This is a genomic window from Nocardioides rotundus (genome assembly GCF_019931675.1).
Taxonomy (GTDB): Bacteria; Actinomycetota; Actinomycetes; order Propionibacteriales; family Nocardioidaceae; genus Nocardioides; species Nocardioides rotundus.
Genome location: NZ_CP082922.1, coordinates 1,078,454 through 1,097,622 on the forward strand (window position 1 = coordinate 1,078,454; position 19,169 = coordinate 1,097,622).

General features: G+C 71.3%; 19 protein-coding genes. 15 read left to right on the forward strand and 4 right to left on the reverse strand.

From position 1 onward, the window contains the following. Nucleotides 1-29 precede the first annotated feature (29 nt). The 6 genes from K8W59_RS05350 to K8W59_RS05375 all read left to right on the forward strand — a co-directional run bounded on the left by K8W59_RS05350 (nucleotide 30) and on the right by K8W59_RS05375 (nucleotide 5,080). Nucleotides 30-1,622: a long-chain-fatty-acid--CoA ligase gene (locus K8W59_RS05350; protein ID WP_223397782.1), complete on the forward strand. Its 1,593-nt coding sequence runs from the start codon at nucleotides 30-32 to the stop codon at nucleotides 1,620-1,622. A gap of 50 nt (nucleotides 1,623-1,672) precedes the next feature. Continuing rightward, nucleotides 1,673-2,998 carry an RHS repeat-associated core domain-containing protein gene (locus K8W59_RS05355; protein ID WP_223397783.1) on the forward strand — a complete coding sequence of 442 codons (1,326 nt, stop codon included), beginning with the start codon at nucleotides 1,673-1,675 and terminating at the stop codon, nucleotides 2,996-2,998. Beyond that, complete coding sequence (locus K8W59_RS05360) at nucleotides 2,983-3,372, forward strand: SCO4402 family protein (protein WP_223397784.1); 390 nt, start codon at nucleotides 2,983-2,985, stop codon at nucleotides 3,370-3,372. Before K8W59_RS05355 ends, K8W59_RS05360 begins: the two co-directional genes overlap by 16 nt. Before the next feature lie 2 nt (nucleotides 3,373-3,374). Further along, nucleotides 3,375-3,830, forward strand: a complete 456-nt coding sequence (locus K8W59_RS05365) for a hypothetical protein (protein WP_223397785.1) — start codon at nucleotides 3,375-3,377, stop codon at nucleotides 3,828-3,830. A 287-nt stretch (nucleotides 3,831-4,117) separates the two neighbouring features. Then, on the forward strand, nucleotides 4,118-4,501 hold the full coding sequence (locus K8W59_RS05370) for a hypothetical protein (protein WP_223397786.1): 384 nt from the start codon (nucleotides 4,118-4,120) through the stop codon (nucleotides 4,499-4,501). Between the two features lie 423 nt (nucleotides 4,502-4,924). Beyond that, nucleotides 4,925-5,080 carry a hypothetical protein gene (locus tag K8W59_RS05375; RefSeq protein WP_223397788.1) on the forward strand — a complete coding sequence of 52 codons (156 nt, stop codon included), beginning with the start codon at nucleotides 4,925-4,927 and terminating at the stop codon, nucleotides 5,078-5,080. Between the two features lie 163 nt (nucleotides 5,081-5,243). On the opposite strand, the gene K8W59_RS05380 is transcribed toward K8W59_RS05375, so the two are convergent. From K8W59_RS05380 to K8W59_RS05390, 3 genes are all read right to left on the reverse strand, one after another. Further along, nucleotides 5,244-6,503 (reverse strand): S1C family serine protease, encoded by a 1,260-nt coding sequence (locus K8W59_RS05380; protein WP_223397789.1) that lies wholly within the window; start codon nucleotides 6,501-6,503, stop codon nucleotides 5,244-5,246. Between the two features lie 75 nt (nucleotides 6,504-6,578). Beyond that, nucleotides 6,579-7,190, reverse strand: coding sequence for an HAD family hydrolase (locus K8W59_RS05385; RefSeq protein WP_223397790.1), 612 nt, complete (start codon nucleotides 7,188-7,190; stop codon nucleotides 6,579-6,581). An 11-nt stretch (nucleotides 7,191-7,201) separates the two neighbouring features. Next, nucleotides 7,202-8,503: a citrate synthase gene (locus tag K8W59_RS05390; RefSeq protein ID WP_223397791.1), complete on the reverse strand. Its 1,302-nt coding sequence runs from the start codon at nucleotides 8,501-8,503 to the stop codon at nucleotides 7,202-7,204. A gap of 287 nt (nucleotides 8,504-8,790) precedes the next feature. Here K8W59_RS05390 and rplM point away from each other — a divergent pair, with 287 nt between their 5' ends. Genes rplM through glmM form a run of 3 tightly spaced genes read left to right on the forward strand, consistent with a single transcriptional unit; the run spans nucleotide 8,791 to nucleotide 11,126 of the window. Continuing rightward, nucleotides 8,791-9,234 (forward strand): 50S ribosomal protein L13, encoded by a 444-nt coding sequence (gene rplM, locus K8W59_RS05395; RefSeq protein ID WP_223397792.1) that lies wholly within the window; start codon nucleotides 8,791-8,793, stop codon nucleotides 9,232-9,234. Nucleotides 9,235-9,255: 21 nt separating this feature from the next. Next, nucleotides 9,256-9,753 (forward strand): 30S ribosomal protein S9, encoded by a 498-nt coding sequence (gene rpsI, locus K8W59_RS05400; RefSeq protein ID WP_223397793.1) that lies wholly within the window; start codon nucleotides 9,256-9,258, stop codon nucleotides 9,751-9,753. 23 nt (nucleotides 9,754-9,776) lie between these two features. Beyond that, entirely contained in the window at nucleotides 9,777-11,126 is a 1,350-nt protein-coding gene (gene glmM / locus K8W59_RS05405) for a phosphoglucosamine mutase (protein WP_223397794.1), read from the forward strand. 55 nt (nucleotides 11,127-11,181) lie between these two features. Here the strand turns inward: glmM and coaA are convergent, their stop codons facing one another. Continuing rightward, nucleotides 11,182-12,141: a type I pantothenate kinase gene (coaA, locus tag K8W59_RS05410; protein WP_223397795.1), complete on the reverse strand. Its 960-nt coding sequence runs from the start codon at nucleotides 12,139-12,141 to the stop codon at nucleotides 11,182-11,184. 66 nt (nucleotides 12,142-12,207) lie between these two features. On the opposite strand from coaA, the gene glmS reads away from it, so the two are divergent. Genes glmS through tsaE form a run of 6 tightly spaced genes read left to right on the forward strand, consistent with a single transcriptional unit; the run spans nucleotide 12,208 to nucleotide 19,097 of the window. After that, nucleotides 12,208-14,052: a glutamine--fructose-6-phosphate transaminase (isomerizing) gene (glmS, locus tag K8W59_RS05415; RefSeq protein ID WP_223397796.1), complete on the forward strand. Its 1,845-nt coding sequence runs from the start codon at nucleotides 12,208-12,210 to the stop codon at nucleotides 14,050-14,052. A gap of 3 nt (nucleotides 14,053-14,055) precedes the next feature. Beyond that, entirely contained in the window at nucleotides 14,056-14,409 is a 354-nt protein-coding gene (locus K8W59_RS05420; protein ID WP_223397797.1) for a holo-ACP synthase, read from the forward strand. A 21-nt stretch (nucleotides 14,410-14,430) separates the two neighbouring features. Continuing rightward, on the forward strand, nucleotides 14,431-15,825 hold the full coding sequence (locus K8W59_RS05425) for an NAD(P)H-hydrate dehydratase (RefSeq protein ID WP_223397798.1): 1,395 nt from the start codon (nucleotides 14,431-14,433) through the stop codon (nucleotides 15,823-15,825). A 49-nt stretch (nucleotides 15,826-15,874) separates the two neighbouring features. After that, the gene (alr, locus tag K8W59_RS05430) at nucleotides 15,875-17,017 is read left to right on the forward strand and encodes an alanine racemase (protein WP_223397799.1); all 1,143 of its coding nucleotides are present in this window, start codon (nucleotides 15,875-15,877) and stop codon (nucleotides 17,015-17,017) included. Further along, nucleotides 17,014-18,117 carry an alpha/beta fold hydrolase gene (locus tag K8W59_RS05435; protein WP_223397800.1) on the forward strand — a complete coding sequence of 368 codons (1,104 nt, stop codon included), beginning with the start codon at nucleotides 17,014-17,016 and terminating at the stop codon, nucleotides 18,115-18,117. The genes alr and K8W59_RS05435 overlap by 4 nt, the downstream gene beginning before the upstream one ends. After that, entirely contained in the window at nucleotides 18,114-19,097 is a 984-nt protein-coding gene (gene tsaE, locus K8W59_RS05440) for a tRNA (adenosine(37)-N6)-threonylcarbamoyltransferase complex ATPase subunit type 1 TsaE (protein WP_223397801.1), read from the forward strand. The genes K8W59_RS05435 and tsaE overlap by 4 nt, the downstream gene beginning before the upstream one ends. The last annotated feature ends 72 nt before the right edge of the window (nucleotides 19,098-19,169 follow it).

Genomic DNA, 19,169 nt, shown 5'->3' on the forward strand with positions numbered 1-19,169 from the left:
TGACCGGGGCCACATGGAAGCCTCTGCCCATGACTCTCCCGGCGCCTCCCTCCGACCCCCGTTTCCTCGACGACCTCCCCGCCCACTGGGCGCGCGAGACGCCCGATGCGGAGGCGGTGACCTACCTGTCCCGTACGTTCACGTGGGCGGAGTGGGACGACCGCATCCGCCGGCTGGCCGGGGTGCTGGCCGAGCTCGGCGTCGGGCGCGGCGACGTGGTGGCCTTCCTGGACAAGAACCACGTGGCCTGCGTGGAGACCACGATGGCGGCCGGGTCGCTGGGGGCGGCCAACGCGATCATCAACTTCCGGCTGGCGGCGGACGAGATCGACTACGCCGTGAACGACTCCGGGGCGAAGGTGCTCATCGTCGGCACCGAGCTGCTGCCGCAGATCGAGAAGGTGCGGGACAGGCTGACGAACGTCGAGCACATCATCGAGGTCACGCCCGAGGGCGGGGAGGGCGACGACTACGAGTCCCGCCTGGCCGCGGCGACGCCGATGGAGCGGCCGGCGGAGGTCGACCCCGAGGACACTGTGCTGGTGATGTACTCCAGCGGCACGACCGGCTATCCCAAGGGCGTCATGCTCAGCCACCGCAACATGCTGGCCCACACCCGCAACGCGCACCACGGCTGGGAGTTCGAGCCCGGCGACAAGTCGATGGTCTCGATGCCGCTGTTCCACGTCGGCGGCAGCTCCTACGTGCTGTTCTCCATCCACGACGGCATCCCGTCGTACATGACCCGCGACGCCGACGGCGACCAGCTGGCGGGCGCGATCATCGCCGGCGCCAACCGGACGTTCCTGGTGCCCGCGGTGCTCGCGCAGGTGCTGCAGTCGGGGGAGCAGGGGGTCGCGCTGTTCGGGCGGCTGCGCACCTATACGTACGGCGCCGCCCCGATGCCGCCGCCACTGCTGCGGGCGGCGATGAAGGCGTGGCCGGACACGGACTTCATCCAGGTCTACGGGCTGACCGAGGTGGCCGGCGTCGCGACGAACCTGCTGGCCGAGGACCACCGGACCGCGGAGGCCGACGGGCACCCCGAGCGGCTGCTCAGCGCCGGGAGGGCGCTGCCGGAGTGCGAGGTGCGGATCGTCGACCCGGGGAGCGGCGAGGACGTGCCGACCGGCGAGCCCGGAGAGATCTGGATGCGGACGCCGCAGCTGATGAAGGGCTACCTCGGCAAGCCGGAGGCCACGGCGGAGGTGGTCACCGAGGACGGCTGGTTCCGCACCGGCGATCTCGGCCGGATGGACGCCGACGGCTACGTCTTCGTCGAGGACCGGCTCAAGGACATGATCATCTCCGGTGGGGAGAACATCTACTCACCCGAGGTCGAACGGGTGCTCGCCGAGCACCCGGCCGTGGCGGAGGTCGCCGTGATCGGCGTCCCCGACGACCGGTGGGGCGAGTCGGTGAAGGCGGTCCTCTCGCTCAAGCCGGACACGTCGGCCACGGAGTCCGAGCTGATCGACTACGCCCGCGAGCGCCTGGCCCACTACAAGGCGCCGAAGTCGGTCGACGTCCTGGACGCGCTCCCGCGCAACCCCACCGGGAAGATCCTCAAGCGCGACCTGCGCAAGCCCTACTGGGACGAGCGGGGCGGCCGGAGCGGGTGAGTCGCGACGCTGATGTCACCCATGGTCGCGGCTTGGCCGAGCGTGTGGGCGTGACTGAGCTGCCGTGGAGGCTTCGTGGCCTGGTGCGGGTCGTGGTTCTCGTGCTGGCGGTGACGTCGGTGTTGGTGGCGTCCTGGCCGGCTGGTGCCGCACCGAGTGGAGGTGTCGGCGGGGGATGTGCGTGTGCGTCGACATCGGGCGGGTCGCCGTACGCCGTTGTCCGCACGGTCGATGGGTCGTGGGAGCGTGGGGCCCTCAAGGACACCGACGGCCAGGGTGAGACCCGGGCGACCTACGGGTACACCGCCTATGGCAACCCCGAGGCCAAGACCACCACGGGGGAGGACCAGCTCGACGCCGACGGGTCGCTGCCCGATGACCCGGTCAACCCGCTGCAGTACCAGGCGCAGCGGTTGAATCCCGCGACCGGGGACTATGACACCGGGTTCCGCAACTACGCGCCCGGGATCAACCGGTTCCTGTCCCGGGACATGTACAACGGCGCCCTGCCCGACGCCCAGCTCGGCACCGACCCCTGGAACACCAACCGGTACACCTTCACCGGCGGCAACCCGCTGACTTACGCCGACCTCGACGGGCACAAGGCAGAGAGCGGTGGGGTCGGTTACAACACCGAGTATTACAAGCCGCCCAGTGATGATGGGTGGGGGCAGGCTCGCGGCAGATTCCCGCAGGCTGGCGATGGACCAAGCGGGGTAGACCGAGCGATTGAGGGTTTCACCCAAGGCGCCACGGACACGGTCAAGTCGGCGGCTAAATTCGCTGCCGATACCGTCAAGGTTCCCTTCTCGGCACAAGCCCGAGACCGGATGAAGGAGCGGGGAGCCAACGCCTGGTACGCCGCCACGAACCCGATCGAGACCGTCAAGAACACCATCGCATCCTGCACCGGCTGGGCAGCCGCCCAATGCGCTGGATCCCTGGCCGTAGGCCTCGGCCCCGCCGGGCTCGGGAAGAAGCTCCTCTCCCAAACAGGGCACCGGCGTGGGGACTCCGAACCAAAGGAGGCCGCAGACACGGGTCCACTGGCCCTGCCCATTGGACCGTGGGGTCAGCGAGTCGTAGATGCGCGCAACAAGCTCCCCAGCAGTTGGGGCCCAGGGCTCCCGAACAGCAAGAAGGTTGGGACTCGGTGGTTCGACCCTGCCGCGCCGAAGGCGAACGGCGTCCGAATCGATCAAGGTAGCCCCGGGTCGCTGTATCCAAGTCAGCAAGTCGATCACGTCATCGTCCGCAGCGGCGGCAATGTGCTCGGACCCGACGGCCTGCCGATCACCGGCAGCATCAAGCAGAACCCACAGGCACACATCCCGCTCGACGACTGGCTCTCGTGGTCATCATGGAACGCACCATGAGCAGCCGTGTCGAGTTCCCGAGTATGAGGGCCGAAGTAATTGAAGCGCTTCGGGCGCTCAGCGACCCCGAGTACCAATCTGCGACTTGGGGACGGTACGAACCGGGTGTCGACTATTACGACGACCTGGACCTGAACGTCCACATCCTCTACGACGACACTCAGGTGCTACCCGACCCCGAGACGGCAGTCTCTCAGGTCATTCATGAATCCGAAGTGCCTGCCTTGCGGGCCGTTGAGGCGTCCCTTGGGCCAATGATTCGGGATCTCGGAGACGCCCCTGACGTGGTCTACACTAGCGACCCGCGATGGGCTGGCGTCATCGATGCAGCGCGGGCGGCACTCGTGGTCATGCAGGGCTTCGAAGGACCTTGAGCATGAGGCGTTTCATGGTTGATGCTGTGGCGATCACCACTGCCTTGCTCGGTGCAGTCGGTCCGGGACCGGCGATCGCCGTGAGTGGAAAACCTGGGGGTCCTGGAATGGGCTCTGACAAGCACCTCGCAACCCCGTGGCTGCGAACGCAAGTCGCGGAAGCGCTGCGGCTACTCGCCAACGCGGACTGGCTGATCACCCGCTTGGGCATCGACGGATCTGGATCCGAGGCCCTGGATCGCGTGTTGGATCTGCTCGATGACACGGGTGCCGTCGATGAGCCTCAGCGTCAGGTCGGTGCGTTTTACCTTGACGCCGAGGTCGCGTACGCGCGCTCATTGGGTCGCGCGCTCGACGGAGCCTTAGGTAGTAACGACCCAGGTCGGTGGACCGAGGTCAGTCGTGCTGCCGAGCACCTTCTGGCGATGCTGGACCGTTCGGACGAGATTAGTCGATGACTCGGATCGGGGGTTGCGGGCGCTGTGGGCATAGCTGATGAGGGCCCCGTGGGCGCCGAAAGGCGTCTGGTCATCGCAAGCCGTCGCTATGGTCATATCGACCTAGCGAACGGCGGCTATGTCCTCGCGGCCGGTGAGTTCCGCGTGGTCAGAGGTGAGGTGCGCACAATCAACAACGCGTCGGATCACTACAAGCCGTTCGGGTCCAGTGCGCAGGCGGCAGCGGAGGAGGCGTTCGGAGCCTCTGGCCTCACTGTCCGCCCTGGCGCCTACTCGGAGGTTGTGCCATGAGCGAACTGACACCGGATGCCGAACTGACCGAACTGCTTGACGCTATCGCTAGGGCGGCCGAGCTTTCGGTTGGCGTGGATACGTTCGAGCACTTGCTCCTCGACCTGCTTGCGCTGCTCGAGTCGGGCCGAGTCGCACGCCCCGTCGCGATCGCGGAGCTAAGGCGTCTGGGAACCGATTGGCTGTGGGGAGCCGTGGAGGCGCTCGAGTTCACCATGCGTAGACTGCGCTGGCCCGAGGTTCGAGAAGCCCTCGAGTCGCATCGCTTGCGGGGGGCGGATTTCCGCACTCGAACCCTCGCGTCTCAAGTGTTGGAGGTATACCAAGACGACTGGCCAGCGGGTGAGATCTACGAGTCGTACCGGCGGGGCGATTCGTGAACCCCTGCAAGTCTTCGAGACGGCTGGTTTGGGTCGAGGCGGTCGCCGGAGCGGCTCCGGAGGATCTCGAATCCTTCGTGTGGCGGTCGAACGGGGGAGTCCGGGGTCGCAGTGATGCGGAAGCAGGGGCGGAGGCTCCGGGGTCGCCCCGATCAGCGAGGGAGGCGTGGACATCTACCGCGTCCCGATGGGCCGCAATGTCTGATACGCCGGGGGCGCGAACGCATGGGAGATGGTTGAAGTCCCGCACCGCACTATCGAGATCATCACTCGTGAAGGGACCAACGAGCTGATCACCGCCTACCCGGTCCCCTTGGGATGAACATGATCAGGGCCGTCGGAACTTGCCGAATCTGTCAGAACGGAGAACTCGTGTTCTCGCGTCGTAGCGACGGCGCGATCATCGTTGAGTGCCTGGAGTGCATGACCGGTTACACCGACCCGACGGACCTCGAAGGGAGCGACATCCTGAGACTCGATGGCGATGACTGGCAGACGGAGCCCGCTTCAACCGAGGAAGTTGTGCAGGCCGGGTTCGATGAGTTCCAGTTGTCGTCTCACGAATGCGGAGACTCGTGAGGGTGAACCGCCCCGGCGAGTCCAGGGGGCCGGTTTGTTGGCTGAGAAGGGTCGCCGGGGCGGCTCCGAGGTAGTCCCGTAAGCCTTCGCGTGGGCGCCCGAACAGAGGGGAGCCCGGGACCGCAGGGATGCGAAAGTACGGGCGCCCCCCGGGTCGCTCCGGTCAGCTGGCCGTCGTACCCGCGTCCGAGCCGAGGGTGACGTTGGCGGTCTGCTCCTGGCCATCGCGGGTGTAGGTGACGGTCACCTTGGTGTCGGGGCGGTAGGAGCGGATGATCGCGATCAGCGCCTCGGAGTCGGCGATCTGCCGGTCGTCGACCGCGGTGATGACGTCCCCGGCCCGCAGGCCCGCCTCGGCGGCGGCGGAGCCGTCGCTGACCGAGCGGAGCTGGGCGCCCTCCGGCGCCTCGGTCGCCTGCTCCTGGCCGGGCTGGCCCGGCATCATCATCCCGCCCTCCGGGGCCTGGCCGCCGACGGTGACACCCAGCCGGGCATGCGTCGGGGTCTCACCGGCGACGATCTGGTCCACGATCGGCATCACCTCGTCGATCGGGATGGCGAAGCCGAGCCCGATCGAGCCGGCCTGCCCGGTCATGTTCGAGGTGGACCGGATCGAGGAGTTGATCCCGATCACCCGGCCCTGACCGTCAACCAGCGGACCGCCGGAGTTGCCCGGGTTGATCGCCGCGTCGGTCTGCACCGCGGGGTAAGCGGTCACGTTGCCCTGGGCGTCCGAGCCCACGCTCACCGGCCGGTCCAGCGCGCTGACGATGCCGCTGGTGACCGTGGCGTCCAGTCCGTACGGCGACCCCACGGCGACCACGGGCTGGCCCACCTTGAGCCCGGCGGACTTGCCGATGTCGGCCGGCGTCAGCCCGGACACGCCCTCGGCCTGGATCACGGCGACATCGGTGAGCGGGTCGGTGCCCACCACGGTCGCGTCGGCGTGGCTGCCGTCGTTGAAGGAGACCCGGATCGAGCCGCCGTCGGCTCCGGAGATGACGTGGTTGTTGGTGAGGATCCGGCCGTCCTCGCTCAAGATGATGCCGGAGCCGGACCCGGTGCCCTGCGACCCCGAGACGTCGATCCGGACCACCGACGGCAGCACCTCCGCGGCCACCGCCTCGATGTTCAGGCTTGACGGGGTCGCCCCGGCGCCGGTGGCCGACTCGTCGGAAGCCACCGACGCCGGGGTCCCCTGGGCACTCGAGCTGCTCACACCGGCCGAGGAGCCTCGGCCGTCCGAGTGCCAGCTGTCCCAGGCCGCGGCTCCCGCCACACCCGCTCCTCCGCCGGCCAGCAGGGAGATCGCCAGCACGCCGGCGAGGGCGGCTCGGCCTCGCGGCTGCTTGCGGGGCGACTCCGGCTCGGGACGGCCGTAGGGGAGCTCGTGCGTGGTCTCGGGGCCTGCGTACTGGGACATGTCTCCACTGTGGCGACCGACCCTGAAACCACGCTGAGACCCGGCTGGGGATCGCTGAAGAGTCCGGGACCAGCCTCAGACGGGCAGGCCGCGGGCGCGCAGGTCGCCCCGCAGGTGCCCGGTGTCGGTGAACCGGATCGCGTCCATCCCCGCCGCGGCGGCCGCCTCGACGTTGGCGGGGGAGTCGTCGACGAAGACGCACTCGGTCAGCGGCCGCCCGCCCCGCCGCGCCAGGATCTCGAAGATCGCCGGGTCCGGCTTGGCCACCCGCTCCTCCCCGGAGACCACGATGTCGTCGAAGAGCTCGAGGAAGTCGAAGCGCTCCCGCGCGTGCGGGAACGTCTCCGCGGCCCAGTTGGTCAGCGCGACGAGGGGTACGCCGGCCCCGTGCAGGTCGCGCAGCACCCTCACCGTGTCCTCCACCTCACCGGTGATGGAGGCGGCGAAGTTCGGGCCGTAAGCGGCCACGTGCTCCGCCCAGTGCGGATGACTGCGCGCCACCTCCGCCACGCCGTCGGCGAAGGTCCGCCCCGCGTCCTGCGCGGCGTTCCACGCGGCGAAGTCGAAGTCCTCGGCAGCCAGCAACCGCGCAGCCTCCGCGTCCCCGACACCCGCCGCGAGGGCGGGGCGGGGATCCCAGCGGATCAGCACGTTGCCCAGGTCGAAGACCACCGTCGGGTAGGTCATCGACGGGCCGGTCAGCTCCAGCGCTCGGTCGCCGGGGTGAAGGTCAGGCCGCGCTCGCCGGTGTAGATCTGCTTGGGCCGCGCGATCTTCTGGTCCTTGTCCTCCACCAGCTCCAGCCACTGCGCCAGCCAGCCGGGGGTGCGGCCGATGGCGAACAGCACGGTGAACATCTCCGGCGGGAACTGGAAGGCCTCGTAGATCAGCCCGGAATAGAAGTCGACGTTGGGGTAGAGCTTGCGCTTGACGAAGTACTCGTCCTCCAGCGCGATCTTCTCCAGCTCCAGCGCGATGTCCAGCAGCGGGTTGGTCCCGGTGACCTCGAAGACCTCCTCGGCGGACTTCTTGATGATCTTCGCCCGAGGGTCGTAGTTCTTGTAGACCCGGTGGCCGAAGCCCATCAGCCGCTCGTCACCGTTCTTCACGCCCTCGATGAAGGAGGGGATGTTCTCCTTCTTCTCGATCCGGCGCAGCATCTTCAGCACCGCCTCGTTGGCGCCGCCGTGCAGCGGGCCGAACAGCGCGCCCACGCCGGCGGAGACCGCGGCGTAGGGGTCCACCTGGGTGGATCCGACCGAGCGGACCGCGTTGGTGGAGGCGTTCTGCTCGTGGTCGGCGTGCAGGATGAACAGCACGTCCAGCGCCCGCACCAGCCGCTCGTCGGGCTCGTACTTCTGCTCGCTCATCTTGAACAACATCGAGAGGAAGTTCGCGGTGTAGCTGAGCTCGTTGTCGGGGTAGATGTAGGGCTTGCCCTGCGCGTGCCGGAACGCCCAGGCGCCCAGGGTCGGCATCTTGGCGATCATCCGGATGATCTGCAGGTGCCGGACCTCGTCGTCGTGGATCAGCTTCGACTCGGGGTAGAAGGTCGACAGCGCGCCGACCGAGGCCATCAGCATGCCCATCGGGTGGGCGTCGTAGCGGAACCCCTGCATGAACGACTTCACGTTCTCGTGCACGAACGTGTGGTAGGTGATCTCGTGCTCCCAGGCGTCGTACTGCTCCTTGGTGGGGAGCTCGCCGTTGATGAGGAGGTAGGCCACCTCGAGGAAGTTGGAGTTCTCCGCCAGCTGCTCGATCGGGTAGCCGCGGTACTCCAGGATGCCCTGCTCGCCGTCGATGTAGGTGACCGAGGAGCGGCAGGAGGCCGTGTTGACGAAGCCGGGGTCGTACGTCGCCAGGCCGGGGCTGTCCTCGTCGGGCTTGATCTGCCCCAGATCCGCGGCCTTGATCGTGCCGTCGGTGATCGGGATGTCGTACTCCTGGCCCGTCCGGTTGTCGCGGACGGTCAGGGACTGCGCCGGTGTGTCGTTCACGATCGGCTCCTCTTGTTGTACACGTCAGGGGGGTGCTCCCAACCTAGTCGCGGCTGGTACGGCGGACCAACCGGGGCGGCGATTGGCCGCCGTACCCCTGCGACGGTAGAGTTCCCCCTTGCGACTCCTGCCGCGCCCTCCGCGTGTGCCCGGATGCCTGTCCGGTGCCGAGGGTGCAGACCCGGACCGCTCCCGCGCGGAGCCGGGCAGTGTTCGTCAGAAGTCGCAGCACCACCACCCGGCAGGGGCCTCCTGCCCGGGCCCGACGAACGAGACAAGGCAGAACTGTGCGCACGTACAGCCCCAAGCCCGCTGACATCCAGCGCGAGTGGCACGTCATCGACGCCACCGACGTGGTCCTCGGCCGCCTTGCGGTCCAGACCGCCAACCTCCTGCGCGGCAAGCACAAGCCGATCTTCGCCCCGCACGTCGACACCGGTGACTTCGTCATCGTCGTCAACGCGGAGAAGGTCGCGCTGTCCGGCCACAAGGCCACCGACAAGCTGGCCTACCGGCACTCCGGCTACCCGGGCGGCCTCTCGGCCACCCCGGTCGGCGAGCTGCTGGACAAGGACGCTCGCAAGGTCATCGAGAAGGCCGTCTGGGGGATGCTCCCGAAGAACAAGCTCGGCCGGCAGATGCTGAAGAAGCTCAAGGTCTACTCCGGCCCCGAGCACCCGCACCAGGCCCAGCAGGCCACGCCGTTCGAGATCACCCAGGTCTCCCAGTAAAGCGATCGAGGAACCAGACACATGACTGAGAACACCGGTACCGAGGTCGAGGAGACCTTCGAGGTCAACGAGGAGGGCGTCGCCTACTCCTCCGAGTCCGCCCCCGCCGCGGAGTCCCGCGTCGCCAACGTCGCCCCCGCGTCGGCCACCGGCCGCCGCAAGGAGGCCGTCGCCCGCGTCCGCATCGTGCCCGGCACGGGCGCCTGGCGGGTCAACGGCCGCACGCTGGACTCCTACTTCCCGAACAAGCTGCACCAGCAGGTCGTCAACGAGCCGTTCGTCACCACCGGGATGGAGGGCCGCTTCGACGTGGTCGCCCGGATCGACGGCGGCGGCATCACCGGCCAGGCCGGCGCGCTGCGCCTGGGCGTCGCCCGCGCGCTGAACGCGGTCGACACCGAGGCCAACCGTGCCTCGCTGAAGAAGGCCGGGCTGCTCACCCGCGACTCGCGCGCGATCGAGCGCAAGAAGGCCGGTCTGAAGAAGGCCCGCAAGGCGCCGCAGTTCAGCAAGCGCTGACCCGCGGGACTCGCGAGCCTCCTGTGGCGGAGCGACTCTTCGGCACGGACGGGGTCCGGGGCCTGGCGAACGGCCTGCTGACGGCCGAGCTGGCCCTGGACCTCTCCGTGGCCGCTGCCCACGTCCTGGTGGAGCGCGGCGACTTCGAGCGACCCCGACCGCTGGCGGTGGTCGGTCGCGACACCCGCGTCTCGGGGCACTTCCTCGAGGCGGCGGTCGTGGCCGGCCTCGCCTCGGCCGGGGTCGACGTACTCCTGCTCGGGGTGCTGCCCACCCCCGGCGTCGCGCACCTGACCAGCGCGCTCGGCGCCGACCTCGGCGTCGTGCTGTCCGCCTCGCACAACCCGATGCCCGACAACGGGATCAAGTTCCTCTCCCGCGGCGGGCACAAGCTCGACGACGCGCTGGAGCGCTCCATCGAGGCCCGGATGGGGGAGGCGTGGCAGCGGCCCGTCGGCGGCGACGTCGGCCGGGTCTCGACGTACCCCTCCGCCGTCGAGGAGTACGCCGCCCACCTCATCGCCACCACCACCAAGCCGCTGGCCGGCCTGCGCGTGGTGCTGGACTGCGCCGAGGGGGCGGCCTTCGAGGTTGGCCCCCGGGCGCTCGCCGGGGCCGGGGCCGAGGTGATCGCGATCCACTCCTCGCCCGACGGGCTCAACATCAACCTGGGCTGCGGGTCCACGCACCTGGAGCCCCTCCAGGCCGCCGTCCGCGAGCACGGCGCCGACGTGGGCTTCGCCGTCGACGGGGACGCCGACCGCTGCCTGGCCGTGGACGCCGACGGCAACGTCGTCGACGGCGACCAGATCCTCGCGATCCTCGCCCTCGCGCTGCGCGAGCGCGGCCAGCTCGCCTCGGACACCGTCGTGGTCACCGTGATGAGCAACCAGGGCTTCGCCGCGGCGATGGCCGAGGCGGGCGTGACGGTGGAGCGGACCGCCGTGGGCGACCGCTACGTCCTGGAGGAGATGCGCCGCTCCGGCTTCGCCCTCGGCGGCGAGCAGTCCGGGCACGTGATCATGAGCGACTACGCCACCACCGGCGACGGGCTGCTCACCGCGCTCCAGGTGCTGGAGCGCATGGCCGTCACCGGCTCCTCGATGGCCGACCTCGCCGCGGTGATGACCCGGCTCCCGCAGGTGCTGGTCAACGTCACCGGTGTCGACCGGACCCGGGTCGGCTCCGACGCCGACCTGGCCGCCGCCGTCGCGCGGGAGGAGGCCGAGCTCGGCACCACCGGCCGGGTGCTCCTGCGCCCCTCGGGCACCGAGCCGGTCGTCCGGGTGATGGTCGAGGCCCCCACCCCCGACCGTGCCGCCGCCGTCGCCGACCGGCTCGCCGGGGTCGTCCGGGAGCGGCTGGCCCTCTGAGGCGCGCCGGGCCGGCGGGCTCTTCTGCGGTCTCTACCTCCCATCAGGGGAGGGGCTAGATCTTCCGGAGCCGGACGTAGCGGACCGAGTGGTCGCGGTCCTTGCGCAGCACCAGGGTCGCCCGCTGCCGGGTGGGGGCGATGTTGTCCACCAGGTTCGGGCCGTTGATGCTGTCCCAGATCTCGGTGGCCGTGGCGACCGCCTCGTCGTGGGTGAGCGCGGCATAGCGGGAGAAGTACGACGCCGGGTCGCGGAAGGCGGTCTCGCGCAGCCGCAGGAAGCGGTTGACGTACCACTCGCGGATGTCGGCGGCCCGGGCGTCGACGTACACCGAGAAGTCGAACAGGTCGCTCAGCGCCAGCCCGGTCCGGCCGTCCTCGCGCGTCCGCGGCGGCTGGAGCACGTTGAGGCCCTCCAGGATGAGGATGTCGGGCCGGCTGATCACGATCTTCTCGTCGGGGACGACGTCGTAGACGAGATGGGAGTACGTCGGCGCCTCGACCTCGTCCTTGCCGGACTTGATGTCCATGACGAACCGCAGCAGCGCCCGGCGGTCGTAGGACTCCGGGAATCCCTTGCGGTGCAGGATCCCGCGCCGCTCCAGCTCGGCGTTGGGGTGGAGGAAGCCGTCGGTGGTCACCAGCGCCACGTTCGGGTGCTCGGGCCAGTGCGCCAGCATCTGCTGCAGCACGCGCGCGGTGGTCGACTTCCCGACCGCGACCGACCCGGCGAGGCCGATCACGAACGGGGTCCGGGGCGGGTGCGGGCGGGCGAGGAACTCCTCCTGCGCGCGGTGCAGGTGCGAGTTCGCCCCGACGTACAGGCTGAGCAGCCGGGAGAGCGGCAGGTAGACCTGCTGCACCTCCGCGAGGTCCAGCTCGTCGCCCAGGCCGCGCAGCGCGGCGATCTCGGCGGGGGAGAGGGGCGACTCCATCTGGGGCGCCAGGGCCGCCCAGTCGTCGCGCTCGAGCTCGACGTACGGCGACGTCTCGGCCGGCGCCCCGGAGTGCGACATGCGCGGCATTCTTGCAGCACCCGGGAATGCCGGTCCGGCAGACCCCTCGCCCCTAGACTGGCGCCCATGTGCGGAATCGTGGGGTACGTCGGTGACCAGCAGGCCCAGGGCGTCGTCGTGGAGGGCCTGCGGCGGCTGGAGTACCGCGGATACGACTCCGCCGGGGTGGCGCTCGTGGCGGACGGGCAGATCGCCGCCGACAAGCGCGCCGGCAAGCTGGCCAACCTGGAGAAGGCGATCGCCGAGGACACCCTCCCGGAGGCCACGACCGGCATCGGGCACACCCGCTGGGCCACCCACGGCGCGCCCAACGACACCAACGCCCACCCGCACATCGGCGCCGCCGGCCGCGTGGCCGTCGTGCACAACGGGATCATCGAGAACTTCGCGCCGCTGCGCGCCGAGCTGGAGGCCGAGGGCGTCGAGCTGCGCTCGGAGACCGACACCGAGATCGCCGCGCAGCTGCTCGAGCGCGCGGTGCTGGCCGGCGCCGACCTCACCACCGCGATGCAGCAGGTGTGCCAGCGGCTCGAGGGCGCCTTCACCCTGGTCGCCGTGGACGCCGAGGACCCCGAGCGGGTCGTGGCCGCCCGCCGCAACTCGCCGCTGGTCGTCGGCCTGGGCGAGGGGGAGAACTTCCTCGGCTCCGACGTTGCCGCCTTCATCGAGCACACCCGCGACGCTCTGGAGTTGGGCCAGGACCAGGTCGTCACGATGACCCGCGACGCCGTCGTGGTCACGGGCTTCGACGGCAGCCCCAGCGAGGGGACGCCGTACCACGTCGACTGGGACCTCTCCGCCGCGGAGAAGGACGGCTACGACTGGTTCATGCGCAAGGAGATCTTCGAGCAGCCGCGCGCGGTCGCCGACGCGCTGCTTGGCCGGCACGACGAGAACGGCCGGCTGCAGCTCGACGAGGTGCGGCTCTCGGAGGATGAGCTGCGCAACGTCGACAAGATCATCATCGTCGGCTGCGGCACCGCCAACTACGCCGGCCTGGTCGCGAAGTACGCCATCGAGCACTGGACCCGGATCCCCTGCGAGGTCGAGCTCGCGCACGAGTTCCGCTACCGCGACCCGATCCTGACGCGCGACACCCTGGTCGTGGCGATCAGCCAGTCCGGCGAGACCGCCGACACCCTGATGGCGATCCGGCACGCCCGCGAGCAGGGCGCCCGGGTCCTGGCCATCTGCAACACCAACGGCTCCACCATCCCGCGCGAGTCCGACGCGGTGATCTACACCCACGCCGGCCCGGAGATCGGGGTGGCCTCGACCAAGGGGTTCCTCACCCAGCTGATCGCCTGCTACCTCCTCGGGCTCTACCTCGCGCAGGTGCGGGGCACCAAGTTCGGCGACGAGATCGCCGCCGTGGTGCGCGAGCTGGAGCAGATGCCCGAGCACGTGCAGGCGATGCTGGACAAGGCCGAGGAGATCTACGCCCTCGCCGCCGAGCACGCGAAGACCCGGGCCGTGCTGTTCCTCGGCCGGCACGCGGGCTTCCCGATCGCGCTCGAGGGCGCGCTGAAGCTCAAGGAGCTGGCCTACATCCACGCCGAAGGCTTCGCCGCCGGCGAGCTCAAGCACGGCCCGATCGCGCTGATCGAGCCCGGGCTGCCCGTCTTCTGCGTCGTCCCGCCCCGCGGGCGCGACCACCTGCACGAGAAGATGACCAGCGCGATCCAGGAGATCCGGGCGCGCGGGGCGCACACGATCGCGCTCGCCGAGGAGGGCGACGACGCGGCGCGCCCCTACGCCGACCGGCTGATCGAGCTGCCGAAGGTCTCCACCCTGCTGCAGCCCGTCGTGGCCGTCGTACCCCTCCAGCTGTTCGCCTGCGAGCTCGCGACCGTGATGGGCCACGACGTGGACCAGCCGCGGAACCTGGCCAAGTCCGTCACGGTGGAGTGAGCCGTGCCGGTGGTGGGCGTCGGCATCGACGTGGTCGACATCGAGCGCTTCGGAGAGTCGCTGGAGCGTACGCCGGGCCTGGGGGACCGGCTCTTCACCGCCGCCGAGGCCCGGCTGAGACTGGCGTCCCTGGCGGCACGGTTCGCGGCGAAGGAGGCCCTGGCCAAGGCCCTGGGCGCGCCCGCCGGGCTGGCCTGGCACGACGCGCAGATCGTCTCGGAGGAGAGCGGCCGGCCGCGCTTCGAGCTGCGGGGGACCGTCCGGGCCAGCGCCGATGCTCAGGGGGTGCGGCACGTGCACGTCTCGCTGTCCCACGACGCCGGCATCGCGTCCGCGGTCGTGGTCCTGGAGTCCTGAGCCGGCGCTAGCCTGACGCTCATGCGCTCCGCCCACACCGTCGCGCAGGTCCGCGACGCCGAGGCCGTCCTGCTGGACGCGCTGCCCGAGGGCGCGCTGATGCAGCGCGCCGCCGTGGGGCTCGCCCACGCCGTCGCCGACTTCCTCGGCGCCGTCGTCGGTGCGCGGGTGCTCGTGCTGGCCGGCTCGGGCGACAACGGCGGCGACGCCCTCTGGGCCGGCGCCCACCTGGCCCGGCGCGGGGCGAGCGTCGAGGCGGTGCTGCTGGCCCCGTCGCGGACGCATGAGGCTGGTCTGGCGGCGCTCCTCGCCGCCGGCGGGCGCGTGGTGGAGGCGCGCGACTCCAGTCCGCCGGACGTGCTCCTGGACGGGATCGTCGGCATCGGCGGCCGGGGCGGGCTCCGGCCGGAGGCGGTCGACGCTCTCGCGGTGCACCCGGACGCCCCGACCGTCGCCGTCGACGTGCCCTCCGGGGTGGACGTGGACACCGGCGAGATCGACGGCCCGCACGTGACCGCCGACCTGACCGTCACCTTCGGCAGCTACAAGGTCTGCCACCTCGTGGAGCCCGCAGCCTCCGCCTGCGGCGCGGTCGAGCTGGTCGACATCGGGCTGGAGCTGCCGCCCGCCGCGGTTCGCGCCCTCGGGCCGGCCGACGTGCGCGCCCTGCTGCCCCGGCCGGACGCCGCCGCGCAGAAGTACTCCCGCGGCGTCGTCGGCGTGCGCACCGGCTCCGAGCAGTATCCCGGCGCCGGGGTGCTCTCCACGGCGGGCGCCTCCTCCGGGTTCGCCGGGATGGTCCGCTACGCCGGAGGCGCGCGGGACGCCGTGCTCGCCGCGCACCCGGAGGTGGTCCCGGGTGTCGGGCGGGTCCAGGCGTGGGTGGTCGGATCCGGCGGCGGCGCGGATGCGGAGCGGGCGCTGCGGGAGTCCGCCGGGGACGACGTCCCCCTCGTCATCGACGCCGACGCGCTCGCGCACGCCGGGCGCCCGGTCGGCGGGATCGCCGTACTCACCCCGCACGCGGGCGAGCTCGCCCGGATGCTCGGGGTCGAGCGGGAGGAGGTCGAGGCGCGGCAGCTGGCCTCCGCGCGCCGGGCGGCGCAGGAGTACGACGCCGTCGTGCTCCTCAAGGGGCCGCGCACCCTCATCGCGCGCCCCGACGGCCGGGTGGACGTCAACACCACCGGCGTGCCCTGGCTGGCCACCGCCGGGGCCGGCGACGTGCTGGCCGGGCTCATCGGCTCCCTGGTCGCCGCGGGGCTGGACCCCTTCGACGCCGCCGCGGTCGGAGCCTGGCTGCACGGGGCCGCCGCGACCGTCGCGTCCCGCCGCCGGGGCGGCCCGATCACCGCGGGCGACCTCCCGGGGGCGCTCGGGGACGTGCTGGCCGGGCTGGCCGACGACGCGTCCTGACCCGCGGCCGGTGCCGGGGCCGGCGGGGGGTGCGTGAAAAGATGCGGGAATGCTCCCCGGCGCTCTCGACCACCCGGAGGTCGTGGTGGATCTGGGGGCGATCCGACGCAACGTCGCCTTCCTCCGGGAGCTGTGCGCGCCCGCCGCGATGATGACGGTGGTCAAGGCCGACGGATACGGCCACGGCCTGGTCGAGTCCGCCCGGGCCGCTCGCGAGGCGGGATCGGAGTGGCTCGGCACCGCCACGGTCGCCGAGGCGATGGCCCTGCGCGAGGCCGGCGACACCGGCCGGATCCTGTGCTGGCTGGACGCGCCCGGCCCCGACCCCACCGCGGCCATCGACGCCGACCTCGACCTCACGGCGTACTCCATCGACGAACTGGACCGGATCGCCGCGACCGGGCTGCCCGCGCGGGTGCAGCTCAAGGTGGACACCGGGCTCTCCCGCGGCGGTGCCACGCTCGCGGACTGGCCCGCCCTGGTGGCGCACGCCGCCGAGCTGGAGCGCACCGGGCGGGTCACGATCACCGGCATCTGGTCGCACCTGTCCAGCTCCGACGAGCCCGCCAGCCCGGCCAACGACCGGCAGGAGCAGCGCTTCCGGGAGGCGCTGGCGGTCGCGGAGGCCGCGGGGCTGCGGCCCGAGGTGCGGCATCTGGCGAACTCCGCCGGGGCCCTGCTGCGCCCCTCGGCGCACTTCGACCTGGTCCGCTGCGGGCTGGCGTCCTACGGCCTGGACCCCGCGCCCGGCGTGACACCCGCCGACGTCGCCGGCCGGCTGGAGCCGGCGATGACCGTGCAGGCGCCGCTGGCGATGGTCAAGCCGATCGAGGCGGGGGAGTCGGTCTCCTACGGCGCCACCTGGACCGCGGAGCGGCCGACCACCCTGGGTCTGGTGCCGATGGGGTACGGCGACGGCATCCCCCGGCACGCCAGCTCCACCGGCGAGGTGGAGGTCGACGGGGCGCGGCGGCCGATGCGCGGCCGGGTGTGCATGGACCAGTTCGTCGTCGACCTCGGCGGCGACACCCCGCCGGCGGGGGAGACGGCGGTGATCTTCGGGAACGGGCGCGGCGGCGAGCCGACCGCGCAGGACTGGGCGGAGGCGAGCGACACCATCAGCTACGAGATCGTCACTCGGATGCGCGGGCGCTACCCGCGGCGGTACGTCGACAGCGGGGGCCGCCCATGAGCGTGCGCGGCAAGCTCATCGGCGCTGCGGCCGGCGCGGCCGGGGCCGCGGTCGCCGGCGGCGCCGCCGTCGGGGTCGCCAAGATCGTCACCAACCGCCGCCTGGCCCACCGACCCTCGGCAGGCGACGAGGTCGCGCTGGGGTCGCTGCACTCCGAGCCGATCACCGTGCTGACCGACGACGGCGTGCCGCTGCATGCCGAGATCGACGAGTATGAGGCGCCGAAGCAGGGTGGGCGGAAGCGCCGTACTCCTCTCGCGGAGCGGCCGCCGTTCACCGTCGTCTTCGTGCACGGCTACTGCCTGGACCTGGACTGCTGGCACTTCCAGCGGGCCGCCTATCGCGGCCTGGTGCGGGCGGTCTACTACGACCACCGCTCGCACGGGCGCTCGGGCCGGTCGGACAAGGAGCACGAGACGGTCGACCAGCTCGGCCGCGATCTCAAGCGGGTGCTGGAGGACCTCACCGGCGACGACCCGGTCGTGCTCGTCGGGCACTCGATGGGCGGCATGACGATCATGGCGCTGGCCGAGCAGTTCCCCGAGCTGTTCGGGGAGAAGGTGATCGGCGTCGGGCTCATCTCCACCACCGCCGGCGGGCTGGACCCCGGCCGGATCCTCTTCCCGATGCTGCCGGCCGGGATCGGGGCGGGCGTGATGGGCCGCACCGTGCGCACGCTGCGGCTCGGCCACCGCGCCGTCGACCAGGTGCGCCGCTTCGGGCGGGACATCGCGCTGACCATGACCGACCTCTACGCCTTCGGCAGCCGGGAGGTGCCGGCGGACTATCTGCGCTTCGTCTACGAGATCCTGTCTCGCACCCCCTTCGACGTGGTGGCCGGCTTCTATCCGGGCTTCGCGGCACTGGACAAGTGGGACGTGCTGCGGGTCTTCTCCCGGGTCCCCACCTCGATCATCTGCGGGACCTCCGACAAGCTGACCTCCATCGGGCACAGCCGCAAGATGCACTCGCGCATCCACGGGTCGGACCTGCTGGAGGTCGAGGACGCCGGCCACCTGGTGCTGGTGGAGCGGCACGAGGAGGTCAACGAGGAGCTGGACGACCTGCTGGCCCGGGTGTTCGAGAGGCTCGAGGCATGAGTGTCGTCGTGCGCCGGGTGGGACCGGAGTCCGCCGCCGTCGTCCACCACGTGGTGCACGAGGCGTTCTCCGCGCGGCCGCCGCTGGACCCGCCCGCCGACGCTCTGCTGGAGACCGAGGAGTCGCTGCGGACCGCGCTGGCGATGCAGGGCGGGTTCGTGGCGCTCTCCGACGGGGAGCCGGTCGGGGCGCTGCTGCTCGCCCCGGTCCGGTCCGTGCTGTTCCTGCGGCGCTTCGGGGTGCTGCCGGCGGCCCAGGGGACCGGCGTCGCCCGCGCGCTGATCGACGCCGCGGTCGAGGCCGCGCACTCGTTGGGCGCCTACTCCCTGCGCGTCCTCGCGCGCGAGGAGCTGCCGCGCACCATCGGGTTCTGGGAGGGCAACGGCTTCTCCCGGCGGGTCGGCCAGCCCTCGCCGTACCTCGAGCTCGAGCTGCCGCTGGTCACGACGTACGACGTCCCCGACGCCGACGCGATGCGCGAGCTCGGCGCCCACCTGGCCGAGGAGCTGCGCGGCGGGGACCTGGTCGTGCTGAGCGGGGAGCTCGGCGCCGGGAAGACGACGTTCACCCAGGGCGTCGGGGCCGGGCTGCGGGTGCGGGGCGACGTCACCTCGCCGACCTTCGTGATCGCCCGGGTGCACCCCTCGCTGGTCTCCGGGCCGGCGCTGGTGCACGTGGACGCCTACCGGCTGGGCGGCATCGACGAGCTCGACGACCTGGACCTGGACGCCTCGCTGGAGGAGTCGGTGACCGTCGTGGAGTGGGGTACCGGCGTGGCCGAGGGCCTCGCCGACTCTCGCCTGGAGGTGCGGATCGAGCGGGCCGTGGGGCTCGCGGACTCCGGCGAGGCCGTGGTCGCGCCGTCGGCCTCGCACGACCCCGGTGAGCTCGGGTCGCTGGTGGAGTCCGACGACGACGTCGCCGAGGACGACCCCCGCCGGGTCGTCGTCCGGCGCATCGGCCCCCGCTGGCGCGCCTGACCCCCCTGCATGACATTCCCTTGTCGAGTCGGGCGGCGTGGGGCGGTGGGCGTGAGACGGAGCACCCTTCGG

Coding starts and splice junctions, on each gene's coding strand:
- K8W59_RS05350 (WP_223397782.1), top strand. CDS start 30: ATGACTCTCCCGGCGCCTCCCTCCGACCCCCGTTTCCTCGACGACCTC.
- K8W59_RS05360 (WP_223397784.1), top strand. CDS start 2,983: ATGGAACGCACCATGAGCAGCCGTGTCGAGTTCCCGAGTATGAGGGCC.
- K8W59_RS05365 (WP_223397785.1), top strand. CDS start 3,375: ATGAGGCGTTTCATGGTTGATGCTGTGGCGATCACCACTGCCTTGCTC.
- K8W59_RS05370 (WP_223397786.1), top strand. CDS start 4,118: ATGAGCGAACTGACACCGGATGCCGAACTGACCGAACTGCTTGACGCT.
- K8W59_RS05375 (WP_223397788.1), top strand. CDS start 4,925: ATGACCGGTTACACCGACCCGACGGACCTCGAAGGGAGCGACATCCTG.
- K8W59_RS05380 (WP_223397789.1), bottom strand. CDS start 6,503: ATGTCCCAGTACGCAGGCCCCGAGACCACGCACGAGCTCCCCTACGGC.
- K8W59_RS05385 (WP_223397790.1), bottom strand. CDS start 7,190: ATGACCTACCCGACGGTGGTCTTCGACCTGGGCAACGTGCTGATCCGC.
- rpsI (WP_223397793.1), top strand. CDS start 9,256: ATGACTGAGAACACCGGTACCGAGGTCGAGGAGACCTTCGAGGTCAAC.
- coaA (WP_223397795.1), bottom strand. CDS start 12,141: ATGTCGCACTCCGGGGCGCCGGCCGAGACGTCGCCGTACGTCGAGCTC.
- glmS (WP_223397796.1), top strand. CDS start 12,208: ATGTGCGGAATCGTGGGGTACGTCGGTGACCAGCAGGCCCAGGGCGTC.
- K8W59_RS05425 (WP_223397798.1), top strand. CDS start 14,431: ATGCGCTCCGCCCACACCGTCGCGCAGGTCCGCGACGCCGAGGCCGTC.
- alr (WP_223397799.1), top strand. CDS start 15,875: ATGCTCCCCGGCGCTCTCGACCACCCGGAGGTCGTGGTGGATCTGGGG.
- K8W59_RS05435 (WP_223397800.1), top strand. CDS start 17,014: ATGAGCGTGCGCGGCAAGCTCATCGGCGCTGCGGCCGGCGCGGCCGGG.
- tsaE (WP_223397801.1), top strand. CDS start 18,114: ATGAGTGTCGTCGTGCGCCGGGTGGGACCGGAGTCCGCCGCCGTCGTC.